The organism is Sphingomonas sp. SRI_018, from assembly GCF_057586275.1.
This window is the reverse complement of sequence record NZ_JBYCZO010000003.1, coordinates 98,010-117,581: the sequence shown is the minus strand read 5'-3', so window position 1 is coordinate 117,581 and position 19,572 is coordinate 98,010. Positions and strand designations below refer to the sequence as shown.

The following is a 19,572-nucleotide window of genomic DNA, read 5'->3' as shown; positions in this document are numbered from 1 at the left end:
CAGACTAGCGGAGTCACACGAGATATGCCCACGACGCTCATCGTTCCGGTGTCTGGCCCCGCGCCGCCGCGGCTTCTTCGGGCGTGAGCTTGCGGACCTGGCGCACCAGGCACGACCGCAATCCGCTCCCGCTGGCTTCGGGGACGAGCAACTCGGCAGGCCGGCCGGGGCAGATCCGCTCGCCCGTGCGCGATCGGATGCCGATCCGCATGGCCCAGTCGACGTCGGGGCAGCCGGGGGACAGCGTGAGCTCCCATGTTTCGCGTGTGCCGACGCGGACGAGCGCTCGGTCGGGGCCGGCGTCGCCGAAGCCGGTGACCTGCGATGCCCAGAAACAGTCCTGCCGCCCCTGCCGCGCACCATCCGCGCCCGCGCAGCCTGTCACGGCGAGCGCCGGCACGAGCAGGGAACAAATCCTTCGTCGCATCACGGCACCTCCTGATCGGGGACGGAGAGGAAGACCCGATTTGGCCATGAGCGGGCGCTCACCAGGAACGCCCGCTTTCCGATCAATTGCCGAACTGAATCTTCACGCCGCCCATGATCCGCCGGCCACCATACGACATCCGCATCACCCTGGACGTTCCATCGGCGAAGCGCACATAGTCGCCCGTCGAGATCGTCTGCGCCTCGCGCGTCATGTTGCGTCCTTCGAGGTAGACCTGGAAGTTGCGCGTGATGTTATACGACGCCTTGACGTCGATATAGGTGGTGCCGTCGATGAAGCGCGGCACGCCCGGGTTGTAGCCCGGTGCGACCAGCCGCACGTTGCCCCACTGTTCGCCCGGATAGTTGATGTCGACCGAATTGCCGTTGGGGCACGGCGTGATGCAGGAGAAGCGCTCGCTGCGTTTCTGATAGGCGGCGCGCAGGTTGAGCTTGCCGTCATCGTACCAGAGCGAGGCGTTGATGTAATATTTCGATTCGTCCGGCGGCAGCATGATGTCGCCGGTCAGCGGATCCTGCTGCCCGGTGGTGGCGGCCGAGGTCAGGATCGAGACGTTGGCATCCGCGCCGGTATATTTCAGGAACCACGGCAGGAAGGTGAACGCCGTCTTGCCGGAGAACTCCCAGATGTCGCGCTTGTAGCCCGGTCCGTTCTCCCAGGTCGGAACGCTGAACTCGATATCGGCGAGCGGCTCGCCGCTGATCGGATCGACCTCGTCGCTTCCTGCGAACGGACGAGTCGTCTTGGTGACCTGGATCGGGTTGCCGATCTTCACGTCGAGCTTGCCATAGGCGACCGAGAACATCGTATCCTTGTTCGGATACCATTCGAGGCTGGCGTTGTAGCTCCATGCGGTGAACGGCTTCAGCGCCGGGTTTCCGACGCGGCCCGAGCAGCCGAAGATGTCGTCGCCGCCCGAGGTGTCGAGCGTCATCCGCTCGTCGACGGTGCAGGTGCCGCCGGGGACCATCACGTCGAGCCGGGGCGGCGCGACCGTTTTGGCGCCGTAGAGACGCAGCACCAGCTTCTCGTCGAAGCCCCATAGGTTGAAGTTGAAGCTGGGCAGCCAGTCGCGGCTGCGCGCCTTGACGTTGACGTTCTGGCTGAACGACTGGCTGGTGAAGCCGATCGGTGCTTCCGGATTGGATGGATCATAGTTCGACGTCACGCGGATCGCCGTGATCGTCTGCAGGCCGGTGGCGCGCACGTCCCGGAACACGCCGCGGATGCCCACGTTGCCGTTGAACAACAGGCCCCAGGGCAGGCGCTGCTCGAAATCGGCCATCGCGTAGACGTTCTTGGTCGTCTCATATGCCCGGGTGACCGGCTGGGCATACATGTTGCCGTCGCTGCCCATGCATTCCTTGAGGCAGTCGAAGTTCATGAAATCCGAGGCGCCGAGCGCGGCGAACAACTCGTCGGTGCGGATGCCCTGCCACGCAGGCGGCAGATTGCCGCGGTTGGGCAGGTCGCCGAAGAATTTGGAATCGCTGTTCTCGAGCGTCCGGGTGAAGAGATCGCGCAGCTCCTGCGGCGTGAGCGTGTCGACGCCGGAACGGACGTTCGACGGATTGGTGCTGGGCACGAACCCGTAGTTGCAGGAAAGACCGCCCGGCGCCGACGATCCGGCCGTCGGCTCGCAGGCGCGCAGCGTGCCGCGGACATTCGCGGTCGGCACGATGACGGCGGGGATGTAGCCGGCTTGTCCGAAAGTGCCGATGGCGGAGCTCACCGTATAACCGCCGCCGCCCCAGCGCTGGATCTTGTTGTCCCGGTACATCCCGCCCACCTTGAAGCGGGTGATGAACGGCAGCATGTCGTCGGTCTTGTAGGCGACGTCGAGCTTGGCGATCTTCTCGGTCGATTCGCCGAGCCGCGGCGAATAGGACACGCCGAAGCTGGGCGTGGTCAGCGGCATCTGGGAGACCAGATATTGCGGGGTCGCCGGTCCGTTGGGGCCTGCGGCCACGGCATTCTGTCCGATGCAGGTAGCCGGGTTCGTTCCCCCGGCGACGCATGCCGCCGGGCGGAGCTGGACGAAGTTGGCGGGATTGGTCTCGTCGTAATTGTCCGGCAGCGCGATGTCCCACAGGCCATTGGGCTGGAGCGTCAGCGTCGCGTCGCCATAGCCATAGGACCGCGACGTGCGCATGTCGCCGCGGCTGGTCGATGCCTTGGTAAGGCCCGCCATCGCGTCGATCTCGAGCCGCTCGCCGCGATATTCGGTGCCGACCTGGGCATATTTGGTCTTGGTGTCGATGATGTTCTCGATCTGGTCGATGCTCACCGTATTGTTGGTAAGCGTCATCTGGGTGACGTTGTGCGCGTCGTCGACGACGATGCTGCCCGGAACGACGTTCAGCACGTTGCCGAGGACGGCGTTGTCGCCGACGTTGTTGAGCCCGTACTGCGGATCGTAGAAATAATAGCCCGCCGGCGCATTGGGGGACACGCTGCGCACCAGCGGATATCCGGTGGCGGCGGTGCTGGTGTTGAAGGTGCCGGCCACATTCTGGTTGAACATCGACACCGGATTGCGGCTGCGATTCTGGTCGTGGACCTTGCGGTTGGCGATGGTGCCCTTGGCGTAGACGGTCCAGTTGTGTGTAAGCTGATAGTCGAGCCGCCCGTCGAACGCGTAGCGCTCGTCGGTCTGCGTGTTCATGAAGTTGCGGATCAGCGACGGCGTATAGTCGTTCCACTGGTTGAGGCAGCTCTGCTGCTCCAGAATCCGCTGCCGCCGTTGCACGGCGCTGGCCGACTGATTGTTCGGGAAGAGCGTGAAACAGTCCGCCTTGGTCTGCGCCGATGCGGCCTTGGTGATCAGCGTGCGCGGGGTCTCGGCGCTGTTCGGGAACAGCACGTCCGCCGCGTCGGTGCCGATAGTGTCGGGATTGTAGGTGAAGGTCTTCTCCGGCGACTGGTCGAAGTCGAACAGGCGCGCGTAGCCGCGGTTGTTGCTGGTGGTCGTCTCGAAGCCATGGCCGTTGTTCTGGAGCTTCGAATAGCTGCCGCTGACGATCACGCCGAGGCGGTCGTTGAAGAACTTGCGCGAGGCGACGCCGTTGAAGTCCGGCGTCCAGTCGCGGCCGAGCGAGTTCTGACCGGCGCCCGCGCGCAGCGAGAAATAGGGCTTCTTGAAGTCGAGGCCGCTGCGCGTCTTGATCTGGACGCCGCCGCCCAGTGAGCCTTCGGTCATGTCGGCGGTGGAGCCCTTGACGATGTCGATGCTCTTCACGAGGTCCGCGGGAATCTCGCGCAGGTCCCCGCCGCGGCTGCTGCCGCCGTCGATAGCGAGCGAATTGGTGGCCTGCACGCCGATCCCGTCCAGCTCCACGCGGGTAAGGTCGGGGCCGTTGCCGCGGATCGCGACGCTTTCGCCTTCGCCGAATTCGTTGCGGCCCAGCGCGACGCCGGGAACGCGCGAGATCGCCTCGTTGATGTTGCGGTCGGGGAAGGAGCCGATGTCGTCGGCGACGATCGAATCGGTCGGCGTGCGCGCGTTCCTCTTGCGATCGATCGCCGACTGCTGGCTGGCGCGGGAACCGACGACGAGGATGTCGTCGGTCTGGGAGGTCGTGACCTCTCCACCCATGTCGGGCGCTTCCGCCTGACCGCTCTGCGCCGCCGTCTGCGCCACTGCCTCGCCGCCGCAGGTCAGCAGCAGACCCAATACCGCCCAGGACGCACTCGCGCCGATACGGCTACGGGTCTTCAGTTGATTCGCCATTCTTCCCCCTCTCCTGTTCGGGCCCGTTGCGAGCGGGACGTTGTTCGTCCCTCGCCCGCCGGGCAGGTCTTTTTCTGGAGATCGCCCCCAACCTCTGATGTCTCACCATATGGTGGCAACGATCAATTTATAGAATTATCATATTTTAGACCGGTTGCAACCCTAGCGATTGCACGGGGCGCAACAAGGTTCATGCATATTGTGGAATAGAATTTCAAATAGTACGAATGATCGATAGCTAGACAGCAGTGGGAGGGGACTCCGTGACATCAGCCTCGATCGACCGGCGTGACTTCATCGGGGCAGCGCTGGCCGCGGGAGTCGCGCCTTCGGCCCTGCTGCACGGCGCGTCGGTGACGGCGGCTCCGCGAACCGGGCCCATCGAGGCGGCGGTCGCGTGGCTGGACGGCGGGCCGCCTGCGGATGGGTGCGAGGGGCAGACCTGGGGTGTCGCCTGGCCGCAGGGGCGGGTGCGCGAGAAGACCCGGTTCGCTCTTGCCGGTGCCGATGGTGCCGCGGTGCCTGTACAGAGCTGGACCACCGCTGTCTGGCCCGACGGTTCCTTGAAATGGACCGCGCACGCGATGCCGGGGGGCGCGCAGCTGCAACCTGGCTATCGGCTCACCGCCGGCCGTCCGGCGTCGTCCGCCAAGCCGATCAGCGTCCGCGAGCTTGCCGATTCGATCGAGATCGTCAACGGCAGCCTGCGCTGGGAGATCGGACGGAGCGGGATCGCGCTGATCCGATCGGCGCGGAACGGTGAACGCGTACTGCTTGAATCCGCCGGGCTCGTCGGCGAGGTCCGCGTGGGTCAGCCGGAGGGTGAACGGGTTCCGCTCGAAGGCGTCATCGACCGCGCCATCGTCGAGCAGCGCGGCCCCGTCCGCGCGGTGATCCGGATCGAGGGCACGCACCGCGGTGGCGGCCGGACCATCCTTCCGTTCACGATACGCCTCTACGCCTATGCCGGCTCGCGGGCGCTGCGCGTCGTGCACAGCTTCGTCTACGACATCGAGCCGTCAGAGGTCTTTCTCTCGGGCCTCGGGATCAGCGTCGGCGTGCCGATGCGCGGCGCCCTGCACGATCGGCATGTCCGACTGGCGACCGGCCAGGACATGATGTTTGCGGAGGCGGTGCGGCCGCTCACGGGCCTGCGCCGCGATCCTGGCAAGGCGTTTCGCGACGCACAGGTGGCGGGGCGGGCGGTGCCGCCGATCGCAGACATGCGCGATCCCGTGGGCTCTCTGCTCGAACGGATTCCGGCCTGGGGCGATTTCACGCTGGCGCAGCTCTCCGCGAACGGCTTCACGCTCACCAAGCGGACCGGCGAAGGCCATGGGTGGATCGATGCCGGCGAGGGACGGCGCGCCCCCGGCTTCGCCTATGTCGGTTCGCCGCAGGGCGGCGGCGCGATCGCAGCGCGCTATTTCTGGCAGCGCCATCCCACCCAGCTCGACATCCGCGACGCGGCGTCGGACCGCGCGCGCCTCACCGCCTGGCTCTGGTCGCCCGAGGCGCGGCCGATGGACCTGCGCCCCTATCACGGCACGATGGGCATGGAGGGATACGACGCGCAGAACCAGGGCCTCGACATCACCTATGAGGATTATGAGCCCGGCTGGGACCAGGCGCGGGGGATCGCGCGGACGAGCGAGCTGACGCTCTGGGCATTCGACGCGACGCCCGAGACGCCACACCTTCAGGCGCTCGCACGGAGCGCCGCCACGCCGCCGCAGCTGATGGTCGACCCGGCGCATGTCCATGCCGCGGGCGTGTTCGGCGATTGGGGATTGCCCGATCGGTCGACGCCGAGGCGTGCGGCGATCGAGGATCAGCTCGCCAACCTCATCGACTTCTATGCCGGCGAGGTCGACCGGCGGAGCTGGTACGGCTTCTGGAACCACGGCGACGTGATGCACACCTACGACGCCGACCGGCATCAGTGGCGCTATGACATCGGCGGCTTCGCCTGGGCGAACAGCGAGCTCTCGCCCGACCTGTGGCTATGGTACGCCGCGCTGCGCAGCCGCGATCCCAAGGCGTTCCGCCTCGCCGAGGCGATGACGCGGCACACCGGGGAGGTCGACGTCTATCACCTCGGGCGCTTCGCCGGCCTCGGCACCCGCCACGGCGTGCAGCATTGGAGCGACAGCTCGAAGCAGCCGCGCATCAGCAACGCGGCCTATCGCCGCATCTTCTACTATCTCACCGCCGACGAGCGCGCGGGCGACCTGATGCGCGCGCTGGTGACCTCGCACGAGGCGCTGCGCACGGTCGAGATCGGGCGGAAGGTGCCGGGCGCCGAACGGGCGCCGCTGCCGACGGGCACGATCGAGATGACCTTCGGCACCACCTGGGCGGTGCTCGCCGGCGCATGGCTCACCGAATGGGAGCGCACCGGCGACCGGCACTGGCGCGACCGCATCGTCGCGGGGATGGACAGCATCGGCCGGATGCCGCGCGGTTGGCTCACCGGCAGCGCGCCCTATGATCTCAAGACCGGCCGGTTCCTCGATCCCGGAGCGAAGATCCGGCTGTCGCACCTGAATGCCGTGTTCGGGGCGGTCGAGATCAATTCGGAGCTGCTGCGGCTGATCGACCTGCCGCACTACCGAGCAGCGTGGCTCGACTATTGCCGCTGGTACAATGCGCCCCGCGAGGAGTTCGTCGCCAAATGGGGCGAGCCCTTCGGCCCCCGCAACCTGCGCGAGAGCCATTCGCGCCTCACCGCCTATGCCGCGAAGGCGAGCGGCGACGCCGCGCTCGCGCGCAGGGCCGCCGAGGAGTTCTACTCCGGCGACGCCGGGCTGGGGATGAGCCAGGGCGATCCGCGTCGCATGCTGCCGGGCGGCATCGTCGAATGGCCGGGCGTCTCGACCAATGCGGCGGCGCAATGGGGCCTGGCGGCCATCCAGAACCTGGCGCTGGTGCCCGAGGCGCTCGACGCGGCCGAGCCTCGTCCGCGGCGCCGGCGCGACTAGCTTCCCGCCGGGCGCACCGAGCTGCTGGCGATGCTCGGCGCGATGGCGATCGTGTCGAGCGCCGGCGGGTGGGCCGGATCGAAGCGCCGCGCCTCCGGCCGCAGGTGCTCGGCAAGGTCCGGCACCGTCTCGGCGATACCCGCCACGACCGCGCGGGCGAGCAGCCATGCGCCCTTGTTGTCGTGGTGCGTCTTGTCCTTGCCGCCGTCGTTGAACAGCAGCGGCGCCTGGTCCGGTCCGAGCGCCTCGTAGAGCGCGATCGTCGCCGGCTGGAGGTCGATCAGCGGCACCTGCTCCTCGCGCGCGACCCGGCGCATCGCCTCGGCATAATCGGCGAGGGTCGGGCGGATGCGGCCCTGCTCGAAATTGCGGCGCTCGGGCGAGGTCACCAGCACCGGATGCGCGCCGCGCCGCCGCGCCTCGGCGATATAGGTGCGGAGCCAAGCGGGATAGGTGATCCGCGGATCGACATAGGTCTGCGGCCACTCCGCCTTCTGGTCGTTGTGGCCGAACTGGATCAGCAGCCAGTCGCCCGGCTTCATCTGCGACAACAGTTTGTCGAACCTGAGCTCGGTGACGAAGGACTTCAGCGTCTCGCCCGATTCCGCGTGATTCGCGACGGCGATGTCTGGGCCGAACAGCGCCGGCAGCATCTGCCCCCAGCTGGCCGCGGGCTCGGCGCGCTGGTCGGTGACGGTGGAATCACCGGCGAGGAACACCGTGGGCGCAGTCACCGGCTCGATGTCGATGGCGGCGACGCGCGGGTCGCCGAGGAACTCGAGCGTGAGCTTGTCGTCCCAGCTGTAGCTGCTCGCTTCGCGCGGCTTGAGCCGGACCGCCGAGCCACCCGGCGCGTTGGCGGGCGGCGGGGCGAGGGCCGCGGTGCGGACGTTTACCACGAAGCTCGCGGTGACATACTGACCGGGCCGCGTGGCGACGTCGCGCAGCATCAGCCGGCGCGCCTCCGCTTTCACCGTCGTACGCGACGCGGCGCGTCGGTCGCCGAAGCGTACCGTCACGCGGTAGTTGCCCTCCGGCACTGCCGCCGAGAAGAGGAACTCGCGCCCGCGGCGTTCGGGTTCATAGCCGAAGCCGCCGGGCTGATAGGGCCTGTCCGCCGCAACGGCGACGCGGCCGGCTTCGGGCCTCGCATCCGGGCGGAGGTCGAAATGCAGCGCCGGGGCGGCCGCAGCTATCAGGATTGCACTCAGCAGCATCAACGCGCCCCGAAGAAATAGGAGAGGTGGGGCGGCTGGTTGTACGCCGTATTCTGCCAGGCGACACCAAGGCGATAGACCGGATCGTGCATCAGCGTGACGACGCGCTCGGTCGTCGGGATGGGCGTCGTGTAGATACGCAACTCGCGGCTGTCGGCGCTGGGCAGCACCAGCTCTTCGCGCCAGTCGCCGAGGATGTCAGCGGAGAGTGCCGGGTTCCGCTTGGTGCCGTTGTTCGAGACCGTGCCGGCGGGTTCCAGCAGCAGCGTCTCGCTGCCCTTCGTCCAATCCCATTTGGTGATCCGGTTGCCGTCGAGCAGCTCGCGCAGGCGGTCGTCGTCCCACCAGATGCCGAAGTTCGCCGCGCGCGGATGACTGCCCGGGATCACCTGTCCCTTGGCGTCATAGAGGTCCGGCGAATTAGAAGCCCAGGCCTCGGCGCCGGGGTGGCGCGGATCGATGTCGGTGGCGATGCCGCGGCCGGTATCCCGGTCGGCCGGCGTGGACCAGAGGATGGCGCCGGTGCGCGCGTCGAGCATGGCGGCGCCGCGATTGCCGCTCATTCGCATATTCTCGTGCACACCGAACTTCTCGAGGCCAGGGTGATCGGGATCGAGGTCGGAGACATGCATCGCGTCGCCATGGCCGAGTCCCGATGACCACAGCCCCTTGCCGTCGTCGTCGATCGCCATCGATCCGTAGATCACCTCGTCGCGCCCGTCGCCGTCGACATCGGCGACCGAAAGCTGGTGGTTGCCCTGGCCGGCGAACTTCTCGTTGCCCGGCGCCGCGCTGTCGAACAGCCAGCGGCGCACGAGCTTGCCGCCGCGATAGTCCCAGGCGGCGATCGTCGATCGGGCGTAATAGCCGCGCCCGAACACGAGGCTCGGCCGGTGCCCGTCGAGATAGGCGACGCCCGCGAGATAGCGTTCGGAGCGGTTGCCGTAGCCGTCGCCCCAGGTCTCCGCCATCTGCTCGTAGGTCGGCGTATCGGTACGCGGATCGCGCGGCGGGGCATAGGGCTGGGTGGCGAGCGCGCGGCCGGTGCGGCCGTCGAACATGGTGAGATATTCGGGGCCGGCGAGGATGCGACCCTTGAGACTGGCGACGTTGCGGCCGTCGGGCAGCACGGTCGAGCCGGTGCGGTCGGGCACGTCGACCTGATGCTCGCCGCTGCGCCAGTCCTTCGACGCGTCGCCGATCGCCTTGCCGGTGCCGTCGATGGTGCCGTCGGCGGTCTTCATCGCCACCTCGGCACGGCCGTCGCCGTCGAGGTCGTAGACCATGAACTGCGTATAATGCGCGCCCGAGCGGATGTTGCGGCCGAGGTCGATCCGCCACAGCCGCTTGCCGCCGAGGGTATAGGCGTCGATCAGCGTCTCGCCGGTATAGCCGGAGAAGGCATTGTCCTTGGCGATCGTCGGATACCATTTGACGATCAGCTCGTACCGGCCGTCGCCGTCGAGGTCGCCGACCGAGGCGTCGTTGACGGTGTAGCCATAGGTCTCGCCGTCGGGCGTGGTGCGGTCGGCCGGCTTGTCGAGCGGGATGGCGAGATAGCCGCCCGCCCAAGGCGTGACGGCATTGCCCGGCTTCGCGCCGGCGATCGCCACGGCATAGCGCGACGTGGCCGAGCCGCTCCTGTCGAGCACGCTCGCCGCCTCGGTGCCCGAGACCTCGGCGATCGGCTTGCCGTCGCGATAAAGGGTGAAGCGCGAGCCCTTGGCGTCGCTGCCGAGCAGCCGCCATGAGACGTGATTGCCCTCGGCCGCCGGCACCGCGACCAGTCCGCGATCGAGCGCCTCGACCTGTCGTCCGGCGAGCGTCGGGGCCTGTTGCGCGAGCGCAGGGCCCGCCACACCTGCTGCCAGCACCGCCAGCATCATTCCACGCATAGATGTCCTCCAGGCGCGGGGGCTGCGAAGCGGGCCGCGCTCCCTCTCGGGAATCGCGGCCCGCCGCCCCCTTTAACGAAGCGTCAGCACGACGACCGAAGCTGGCGGCAGCGTCGCGGTCAGCGTGCCGTTCGCGATGTTCGAGGCGGTGAAGGGGGCCGGCTTGACCGTCTCGGGCGCGTCGAAGCTGTTGTGCGCCTGGATCGCGCCGGTGAGCACGCGCCCCTCGACCGCCCCCGCCGTCACGCCGGTCAGGGCCGCGCTGACGGTCGCCGGACGGTTGGGGTCGACGTTGACCAGCGCGACATGGACCAGGCCGTCGGCCCCGCGCGCGGCGGTTGCGCTGACCGAGGGCGCCACCCACTGCTCCTTGTTGTACCAGGGCGACTTGAGCTCGACCGGCAGGAAGGTCGCGTCCTGGAAGGGACGGTACATCTCGAAGACGTGATAGGTGGGCGTCAGCACCATCTTCGGCCCGTCGGTCAGGATCATCGCCTGAAGGACGTTCACCATCTGCGCGATGTTGGCCATGCGCACCCGGTCGGCGTGGCGGGTGAAGATGTTGATGTTGAGCGCGGCGACGATCGCGTCGCGCATCGTGTTCTGCTGGAAGAGGAAGCCGGGATTGGTGCCGGGCTCGACGTCGTACCAGGTGCCCCATTCATCGACCGCCAGGTTCACGCGCTTCTGCGGATCATATTTGTCCATGATCGCCGAATGCTTGGTGACCAGCTCCTCCATCTGGAGCGTCTTCGAGATGGTGCGGGCGTATGCCTCCTCGTCGAACTGGGTGGCCGAGCCCTTCTGCTTCCAGGTACCGGGCACGGTGTAGTAATGGACGCCGATGCCGTCGAAGCTCTTCCCGGCCTCACGCATCATCACTTCGGTCCAGTTATAGTCGACCGAATTGGCGCCGCTCGCGATCTTGAGCGTATTCGTCCCCTGCGGCACCTTGATGAAGGTGCCGTAGCGGCGGGTGAGGTCGGCGGCATATTCGGGGCGCATGTTGCCGCCGCAGCCCCACAGCTCGTTGCCGATGCCGAACATCGGCAGCTTCCACGGTTCCTTGCGGCCGTTCGCCGCGCGTTCGTCGGCGAGGGTGCCGGCGGGGGCGGTCATATATTCGACCCACTCGGCCATTTCCTGCGGGCTGCCGTTGCCGACGTTGCCCGACACATAGGCCTCGGCGCCGATCAGCTCGGCGAAGTCCATGAACTCGTGCGTGCCGAAGCTGTTGGGCTCGGTGACACCGCCCCAGTGGGTGTTGACCTTGACCGGGCGCTTGGCGCGCGGGCCGACGCCTTCGCGCCAGTGATATTCGTCGGCGAAGCAGCCGCCGGGCCAGCGCACGACGGGCACATGCAGCGCCTTCAGCGCCGCAACTACATCGTTGCGATAGCCGCGGGTGTTCGGGATTTTCGAGTCCGGGCCCACCCAGATCCCGCCGTAGATGCCGGTCCCCAGATGCTCGGCGAACTGGCTGAAGATGCGGCGGTCGATTTTCGGTCCCGGTGCGTCGGCCCGGATCGTCGCGGTGACGGCAGGCGCCTCTTGGGCGGAAGCCGTGGACCAAGAAATGGTTGCGGTCGTGGCGAGCGCGGCGGCGATCAGCAGGGTGCGCGCAGCCTTCCTCGAACGAATCTGGAAACAGGAACGACGGTCCATCTTCCCCCTCTCTCTTGCATCTGCCCTGTCGATCGTACTACCTCGACAGGTCTCATTTTTTGTTATTACGTCTCACTATGTATGACTTAGTTGCATAGCGTCGCAAGCGTTAATTGGTCCGGCGCGGCGCACAAGCGCGACCTTTGGGGAGGGTGTCATGGGCAGGATGAGTGCGTTCGGAGTCGCAGCCGCGTTGGCGCTGGTCGTCGTCTCCGCGCCGGCAACCGCCCATGACGCCTCCACCGTCATACGGTCGGATCGGCGGACCTATAACCTCAATCCCGATTGGCGGAGCGTGACGGGCGATCAACCGGGCGCGCAGCAGGCGGACTTCGACGACAGCGGCTGGAGCGCGGTCACGCTGCCCAATGCCTTCAACGAGAAGGAAGCCTTCGCCCGCGACATCAAGGACCTGTCGACCGGCATCATCTGGTACCGCAAGCGCTTCACGCTTCCCGAGGGAGGGCCGACCGGCAAGGCTTTCCTCGAGTTCGAGGGCGTCCGTCAGGCGGCCGAGGTCTGGGTCAACGGCCGCTCGGTCGCGTTGTCGGAGAATGGTGCGATGGCGTTCGGCGCGGACGTCACTGCGGCGCTGGTGCCCGGCGAGAACGTCATCGCCGTCCGCGTCGACAACGACTGGAAATACAAGGAGCGCGCGACCGGCAGCGGCTTCCAATGGAACAACGACAATTTCAACGTGAACTACGGCGGCATCACCAAGAACGTCCGCCTCCATCTCACTGGATCGCTCTACCAGACGCTGCCGCTCCACGCCGGCCTCGGCACCACCGGCCAATATGTCTGGGCGGACGACTTCGACCTGCCGAAGCATGCGGCGACGATCCATGCAGAGAGCGAGGTCCGTAACGACGGGCCCGAGCCCCGAAGCATCGCCTATCGCGTCGAGGTCCGCGACCTAGGCGGCAAGATGGTCGGCCGCTTCGACGGCGGCACCGCGACGATCGCCCCGGGGGAGACCCGCACGCTGGCCACCGCCGGCCGCCTGTCGGGCCTCAATTTCTGGAGCTGGGGCTATGGCTATCTCTACACGGTGACGACGAGCCTGGTGGAAGGCGGCCGGATCATCGATGCGGTCGATACCCGCACGGGTTTCCGCCAGACGCGCTTTGCGGACGGCATGGTCACGCTCAACGGCCGCGTGATCCAGATGCACGGCTACGCCCAGCGCACCTCGAACGAATGGCCGGCGGTCGGCGTGTCGGTGCCGCCGTGGCTCAGCGACTTTTCCAACGGGCTGATGGTCGAGAGCGGGGGCAACCTCGTGCGCTGGATGCATATCACGCCGTCGAAGCAGAACATCGAATCCGCCGACCGCGTCGGGCTGATTCAGGCGATGCCGGCCGGGGATGCAGAGAGCGATACCAGCGGCCGCCGCTGGGAGCAGCGCAAGGAGTTGATGACCGACGCGATCATCTACAACCGCAACAACCCGTCGATCCTGTTCTACGAAGGCGGCAACGAGAACATCAGCGAAGCCCATATGGCGGAGCTGAAGGCGATCCGCGACCGCTACGATCCGCACGGCGGCCGCGCGATCGGCTCGCGCGAGATGCTGGACAGCCGTATCGCCGAATATGGCGGTGAGATGCTCTACATCAACAAGAGCGCGGGCAAGCCGGTGTGGGCGATGGAATACAGCCGCGACGAGGGGGCGCGGCTCTATCAGGACGAGCTCACGCCGCCCTTCCACAAGGATTCGCCCGACTATAACCGCAACCAGGACAGCCACGCCGCGGAGGACGTGCGGCGCTGGTGGGACTATTATCGCGTGCGTCCCGGCACCGGCCGGCGGGTGAGCGCGGGCGGGGTCAACATCATCTTCTCCGACAGCAACACCCATTACCGCGGCGACAACAACTATCGTCGCTCGGGCGAGGTCGACGCGGTGCGGCTCCCCAAGGAAGGTTTCTCGGCGCACCAGGTGATGTGGAACGGCTGGGTCGATCCCGAGACGCCGGCGACCCATATCGTCGGGCACTGGAACTACGCCCCTGGCACGGTGAAGGACGAGACCGTCGTCTCCAATGGCGAGAGCGTGGAGCTGTTCCTGAACGGCCGCTCGCTCGGCAAGGGGCGGCGCAGCAGCGGCTTTCTGTTCACCTGGCCGAACGTCCATTGGCAGCCGGGCATCCTGCGCGCGGTCGCGACAGATGCCGACGGCCGCCGCTCCGAGCACCAGGTCGAGACCACCGGCGCACCGGCGGCGCTGCGCCTCAAGCCGCATCTTTCACCGCGCGGCTTCGTGATGGACGGCGCCGATATCGCGCTGGTCGACGTCGAGGTAGTGGATGCGAAGGGCCGGCGCGTGCCGATCGCCAACGACAAGGTCCATTTCACGCTGGAAGGGCCCGCTGAATGGCGCGGCGGCATCGCCCAGGGCGATTCGTCGGGCAGGCCGCGCCCGGTCGCGGCCGAGGCATCCGCACCGGTCACGGCCCAGGCGCCGCAGAAGGACGGCGTCACCCATTATTCGGGCACCGCGCGCGGCGAGGACAACTATATCCTCTCGCGCGACCTTCCGGTCGAGGCGGGCGTCAATCGCATCCTGCTGCGGGCCGGCACCCGTCCGGGAACGGTGCGGCTGACGGCGACGGCGGCAGGGCTCAAGAGTGCGACGCTGACGATCCCGACCAGGCTGCCGGCGCCGATGACCGGGGGGCTGTCGACCGACCTCGCAGAGAATTATCAGCCGAGCCAACTCACCCGCGGCCCGACGCCGGACGGTCCGTCCTATCGCGTCACCCGCACCACCTTCACACCTGCGGAAGTCGTCGCCGGCTCGAACCAGCAGGATGCGGCAAAAACGGTCGACGACAACGAGCTGTCGCGCTGGGCGAGCGATGGCCGCGCGGACACGGCCTGGATCGAATATCGCTTCGACACGCCGGTGACCTTGAGCGAGGTCGAACTCAAGCTGGTCGGCTGGCGCTCGCGCGGATATCCGCTGGAGATCAGCCTGGACGGACGCCGGGTCTGGTCCGGCGAGACCGAGCGTACGCTGGGCTACGCGGTCCAGGCCTTTCCCGCGGCCACCGGGCGCGTGCTGCGCATCACGCAGACGGGACCGACCGCCGATCGCGACGGATTCGGCAAGATCGTGGAGCTCAATTCAGCCCGCGCCGCGGGGGATACCGGCGCCGACGCGGTGGCCCCAGGCTGGCGGCTCGGCATCGTCGAGGCCGAATTCCACGGCCCGGTGTCGCCTCGGAATTAGGAGCATAAGGAAAAGCCCGAACCCTTCATGCCGCTGCTCCTATCGCAGGCCATAGTCTTTCGCCATGCGGCGATATTCGTCGAGCCATGCATTCGCCCGATAATCGCCGCCGCGGCCGAGGCGCGGAGGAGGAGGGGGAGGGGCCGGCGGTGCGGCAGCGCGGGCGAGCCCTCCGGGCGCTTCGGCGCCGTTCAGTCCCTGCGAGAGGAGATCGGGCTTGGGCCCGCCGCCGGCATTGCGGCCGTCGAGATCGAACACCGCCTCCTGGTGCCGGGTCGGCTCCCAGATGAACGTCCCCCAGCCGCGCTTGCCCGGCAGCGCGTGGACCAGGTCGTTGATATAGCGCTTGCGGCTCGAATATTCGGCGACGAGCAGGCCCTTCTCGGGATAGCGCCGGATGAAATTGCGGAAGGTCCGCTCCCAGTCGCCCTGCGCCAGCTGCTGGTAGCAGGAGAGGCCGATCACGTCGAAGTCGACGTTGCGGGCGACGAGCGCATCGGTCCACTCGCGCACAATCGGCCAGTGGCGGCCGAGATGATTGTGGAGCTGGATCAGCACGGCGGGCTCGGCGGCCCTGGCGCCGGCAATCCCGGCGCGCAGCAGCAGGGCCAGTGCATCGAACCCGCCGACTTGCCCTGCGTTGCGGTGATTGGCGTCCGTCACCGGATTGCCGGTCGGCGTCGTCAGCCGCACCCGGCCCTGCGGCCAGAGCATCCCGAAGCTGATCTCGTTGCCGATCACCGCCATGTCGACCGGGGCGCCGCCGGCACGCATCGCGCGAAGGCTGTCGCGGACATGCGCCTCCACCGCGCCGGCCAGTCCGCCGAGGTCGAGCCCGCGCCACGCGGCGGGGACGCCCTGGTGCTCGGGATCGGCCCAGGTGTCGGAGAAGTGGAAGCTGAGCGCCAGGCCCATGTCGGCCGCCTTCACCCGCCGACCGAGTTCGACGGTGCGCGCGAGCCCGCCCCATGCCCTGTCCGGCGCCCGCGCCGAATAGCCCCGCGCAGGATCGACGAACATGCGCAGCCGGATCCAGTTGAAGCCCGCATCCTTGAGGATCGCGATCGGATCGCGCTGGACCCCGCCGACGAAGTAGCGCGCACCCGCCGCCTCGTCCTCCGCAATCCAGGTGATGTCGGCGCCGAGCATATAGGGTCCGGGCCTGGCACCGGTCCGCCGCGCGGCATGAAGCGGTGAAGACAGGGCCGAGAGTGCGAGCAGACCCAGGGCCTCGCGCCGGCCGATCACATGCGTTGCCTTGCCTCGGCTCATCCCTTCCTCACGACACAAAAATGGCCGCCGATACCAGCGGATCGGCGGCCGAGTTGAGGAGAGGGTGCATCAGAAGCGGACGTTCACGCCGGCACTGACGGTGCGTCCGATCCGGGTCTCGAACAGCGTGTCCTGGCGGGTGCTGTCGATGTAGAGCCGGTTCTGCTCGTCGGTCAGGTTCTGCGCCTCGACGATCAGCTTGATGTTGTCGGTGACGTTGTAGGAGGCGGAAGCGTCGACGTAGAGCGTCGGCGCGTTGCCCTGGATGTCGCTGCCCTGCGAGGCCGGAATGCCGCGGATGAACCGGTCGCGCCAGTTCACCGTGCCGCGGATGCTGAACTTCTTGTCCTCGTAATAGAGCGTGCCCGATGCGGTGTTCTTGGACAGGCCGATCAGATCGTCTCGCGTGCTGACGGTGCACGCTCCGCCGCTGCTGGCGAGGCAGTAATCGATCTTCGAGGATGCGTAGGTATAATTGGCCAACGCGCCGAAGTTGCGGAGGAAGCCCGGAAGGAAGGTGAACGGCACCTGCGCGTTGACCTCGATGCCCTTCAGCGGGCCGCCCGGCGTGTTGAACGGTTGGGAGATGTTGAACAGCTCGGTTGGAGCGGTGTTGCTCCCTTCGAGCAGCGCGTTGGGCAGGCCGAGCTCGCTGAACGCGATCTGGCTGTTGATGTTCTGGATGAAGCTCTTGATGTCCTTGTAGAAGAAGGCGACCGACAGCAGCGAGCCGGGCCGGAAATACCATTCCAGCGCCGCGTCGAAGGTGTTGGCGCGGATCGGATCCAGATAGGGATTGTTGATGCTGCCGGTCCGGGTGACCGCATTGACGCCGCTGGTCGGCGCCAGCAGCCCGAGCTCGGGCCGCGCCATCACCTTGGCGCCGGACAGGCGGATCAGCACGTTCCTGGTCGGCTCGATGACGATATTGGCCGAGGGCAGCCAGTCGTCATAGCTGTTTGTCGCGCTCGCGTACCGCCCGATCAGATTGGTGGGGGAGGTGGTGCCGGCGGGCGGCGTGACCTGGATATAGCCTGACGAGCGCATGTCGGTCTTGACGTAGCGCACGCCGATATCGCCGCGCAGGCCGATGCCCAGTCGGTCGCCGAGATCGAAGGTGCCCATGATGTAGGCGCTCTTGATCTCCTCGTTCACGCGGGTGTCGACGCCGCCGCATTCGGACCCGCAGAAGCGGACGCTATCGAAGTCGAACGCCTCCGCCCAACGGTCTGCGTCGATCGCCGCCCAGCTCGCCGGCGCGCCATGGCCCCACAGATTGTCGAGCCCGGTGATCTGCGTGGTGATGTCGGCGAGGCTGGTGCCGGCCGGCAGCGGACGCACCGTCAGGTCTGCGCTGTAGGGACGCAGCGAGACGAGGTGGAATCTGCTTTCGCGATACTGTCCCCCGACCCTGAGGGTGAAGGCATCGCTCACCGTCCACTTGAGGTTGACGTCGCCGGTGAAATTGTCGGTCGTGTTCTTCTGCGGCCGACCCTGGAAGCTGAAGCCGCCGAGCACCGTGCCGTCGGCGAGGCTCGGCGCGTAGGTGAAGGCACCGGGGTTCGCGACGTCGAAGCCGAAGCCGATCGTCGGCACCGTGCCGCCGCCGCGGTAGTCGATCGAGAAATTGTCGCTGTCGATCACGTCCATGAAGGTCTGGAGGCGCTTCTTGCCGTCCCAGATCGACTGGTTGAGGCCGAAGACGCCGCTGATCTCGAGCGAATCGTTGAGGCGGCGCTTGAAGTTGAGGTTGGCCTGCTTGAACGTCGACACGAAATGGTCGACCAGCCCCTCGGAGCGGACGTCGACGCCATCGAACAGGCCGTAGACGAGCGAGCCGTTCTCGTCGAACTCGACGTCGCGCACCGACACCATCGGCTGGCCGTTGTTCGAGATCGAGCGCGCGAAGGACAGGCCGGCGATATAGTTGTCGCGGCGCGTGACCTCGAACCGCGAATAGAGCAGGTCGAGCGAGATGTCGGTGGCGTCGTCCGGCTTGAACTGCAGCGTCAGCGTGCCGCCGATGCGCTCCTGGTCCTGCTCGGAATTCACATAGCGCGGAATGCGCGGGAAGAAGGCGCCGCTGCCCGGTATGTTCGGGGCATCCGCCCGGCGCAGATCCTGGATGGCTTGATAGGCCGCGACCGAGCCCGTGCGGGGATTGCCGGTGCTGCAGTTCAGCGCGTCCGTGCCCTTCGCGGCGCTGGTGGCCGGGTTCTGCGGGGTGTAGCCGACCGGCGAGCAGAAGCCGCCGTTGACGTTGGCGGGCAGCAGGTCGACCGCCGAATAGCCGACCTCGCGGAGGTTGCGCTTCTGGTAGGCGGCCGAGGCGAGGATGCCGAACCCGCTGTCGCCGAACTGCTTCGACACCAGCATCGACGCGCGCGGATCGACCTTCTTCGACAGCTCGTTCCACACGCCGCGCGCGGTCGCCGAGAAGACGAACGGCTTGCCGGTGTCGAACGGCTTGGGCGCGGTGAGGTCGACGGTGGCGCCGAGCGAGCCTTCCTCCACGTCCGCCGAAGGGGTTTTGCGCACGGTCAGCGCCGAGAAGATCTCGGTCGGGAACACGTTGAAGTCGAAGCTGCGGCCGCTGTTGCCCGCGCCGAAGATATCGGAGCCGCCGGTCTGCGACGTGCCCTCCATGCCGTTGATCCGCACGCGGGTGAATTGGGCGCCGAGGCCGCGGACCGAGATGTTGCGACCCTCGCCGCCGTCGCCGCGGGCGAGCGCGACGCCCGGAATGCGCTGCATCGATTCGGCGAGGTTCGAATCGGGGAACTTGCCGATGTCCTCCGCCAGGATGCTGTCGACCGCGGCGGTCTCCTGCCGCTTCTCGGCGAGCGCGGTGCTGAGCGAGGCGCGGAAGCCGGTGACGACGATGTCCTCCTCCTGCGCGGGGGCGGTCGTCTGGTCCGCCGGAGCCGTGGTCTGCGCGATGGCGGGCGAGGTCATCAGCATCAGCGCGAGCGCCGTCGCGGATGCACCCAGTCTCAGGTGCGAGGCGATGTGAATGACATCTGCAGCATTTCTCTCCTCCCTGTGATTCGCCTCTTCGGGCCGAACATTCTCAAATTATGAGAATAGTATTCATACTATAAGTCATAAAAGTCGAGTTGGCTAGATGGT

General features: G+C 67.2%; 9 protein-coding genes. 2 read left to right on the top strand and 7 right to left on the bottom strand.

Going from position 1 to position 19,572, the window contains the following annotated elements:
* Positions 1-37: 37 nt before the first annotated feature.
* Both AC2YHA_RS16005 and AC2YHA_RS16000 read right to left on the bottom strand, forming a co-directional pair.
* A complete protein-coding gene (locus AC2YHA_RS16005) occupies positions 38-427 on the bottom strand; it encodes a DUF6491 family protein (protein ID WP_487402401.1) in 390 nt (129 codons plus the stop codon).
* A gap of 82 nt (positions 428-509) precedes the next feature.
* Positions 510-4,178: a TonB-dependent receptor gene (locus tag AC2YHA_RS16000; RefSeq protein WP_487402400.1), complete on the bottom strand. Its 3,669-nt coding sequence runs from the start codon at positions 4,176-4,178 to the stop codon at positions 510-512.
* Between the two features lie 263 nt (positions 4,179-4,441).
* Here AC2YHA_RS16000 and AC2YHA_RS15995 point away from each other — a divergent pair, with 263 nt between their 5' ends.
* Positions 4,442-7,159, top strand: coding sequence for an exo-rhamnogalacturonan lyase family protein (locus AC2YHA_RS15995; protein WP_487402399.1), 2,718 nt, complete (start codon positions 4,442-4,444; stop codon positions 7,157-7,159).
* On the opposite strand, the gene AC2YHA_RS15990 is transcribed toward AC2YHA_RS15995, so the two are convergent.
* From AC2YHA_RS15990 to AC2YHA_RS15980, 3 genes are all read right to left on the bottom strand, one after another.
* The gene (locus AC2YHA_RS15990) at positions 7,156-8,376 is read right to left on the bottom strand and encodes a rhamnogalacturonan acetylesterase (protein ID WP_487402398.1); all 1,221 of its coding nucleotides are present in this window, start codon (positions 8,374-8,376) and stop codon (positions 7,156-7,158) included. The genes AC2YHA_RS15995 and AC2YHA_RS15990 overlap by 4 nt on opposite strands.
* A complete protein-coding gene (locus tag AC2YHA_RS15985) occupies positions 8,376-10,271 on the bottom strand; it encodes a rhamnogalacturonan lyase (protein WP_487402397.1) in 1,896 nt (631 codons plus the stop codon). Before AC2YHA_RS15985 ends, AC2YHA_RS15990 begins: the two co-directional genes overlap by 1 nt.
* Before the next feature lie 72 nt (positions 10,272-10,343).
* The gene (locus AC2YHA_RS15980; protein ID WP_487402396.1) at positions 10,344-11,936 is read right to left on the bottom strand and encodes an alpha-N-arabinofuranosidase; all 1,593 of its coding nucleotides are present in this window, start codon (positions 11,934-11,936) and stop codon (positions 10,344-10,346) included.
* Positions 11,937-12,093: 157 nt separating this feature from the next.
* Between AC2YHA_RS15980 and AC2YHA_RS15975 the strand changes: the two genes are divergently transcribed.
* The gene (locus AC2YHA_RS15975) at positions 12,094-15,171 is read left to right on the top strand and encodes a DUF4982 domain-containing protein (RefSeq protein ID WP_487402395.1); all 3,078 of its coding nucleotides are present in this window, start codon (positions 12,094-12,096) and stop codon (positions 15,169-15,171) included.
* 39 nt (positions 15,172-15,210) lie between these two features.
* Here the strand turns inward: AC2YHA_RS15975 and AC2YHA_RS15970 are convergent, their stop codons facing one another.
* The gene (locus AC2YHA_RS15970) at positions 15,211-16,443 is read right to left on the bottom strand and encodes a glycosyl hydrolase 53 family protein (RefSeq protein ID WP_233783991.1); all 1,233 of its coding nucleotides are present in this window, start codon (positions 16,441-16,443) and stop codon (positions 15,211-15,213) included.
* 69 nt (positions 16,444-16,512) lie between these two features.
* Entirely contained in the window at positions 16,513-19,404 is a 2,892-nt protein-coding gene (locus tag AC2YHA_RS15965) for a TonB-dependent receptor (RefSeq protein ID WP_487402394.1), read from the bottom strand.
* Between the last annotated feature and the right edge of the window lie 168 nt (positions 19,405-19,572).

Coding starts and splice junctions, on each gene's coding strand:
- AC2YHA_RS16005 (WP_487402401.1), bottom strand. CDS start 427: ATGCGACGAAGGATTTGTTCCCTGCTCGTGCCGGCGCTCGCCGTGACA.
- AC2YHA_RS16000 (WP_487402400.1), bottom strand. CDS start 4,178: ATGGCGAATCAACTGAAGACCCGTAGCCGTATCGGCGCGAGTGCGTCC.
- AC2YHA_RS15990 (WP_487402398.1), bottom strand. CDS start 8,376: ATGCTGCTGAGTGCAATCCTGATAGCTGCGGCCGCCCCGGCGCTGCAT.
- AC2YHA_RS15985 (WP_487402397.1), bottom strand. CDS start 10,271: ATGCGTGGAATGATGCTGGCGGTGCTGGCAGCAGGTGTGGCGGGCCCT.
- AC2YHA_RS15980 (WP_487402396.1), bottom strand. CDS start 11,936: ATGGACCGTCGTTCCTGTTTCCAGATTCGTTCGAGGAAGGCTGCGCGC.
- AC2YHA_RS15975 (WP_487402395.1), top strand. CDS start 12,094: ATGGGCAGGATGAGTGCGTTCGGAGTCGCAGCCGCGTTGGCGCTGGTC.
- AC2YHA_RS15970 (WP_233783991.1), bottom strand. CDS start 16,443: ATGAGCCGAGGCAAGGCAACGCATGTGATCGGCCGGCGCGAGGCCCTG.
- AC2YHA_RS15965 (WP_487402394.1), bottom strand. CDS start 19,404: ATGCTGATGACCTCGCCCGCCATCGCGCAGACCACGGCTCCGGCGGAC.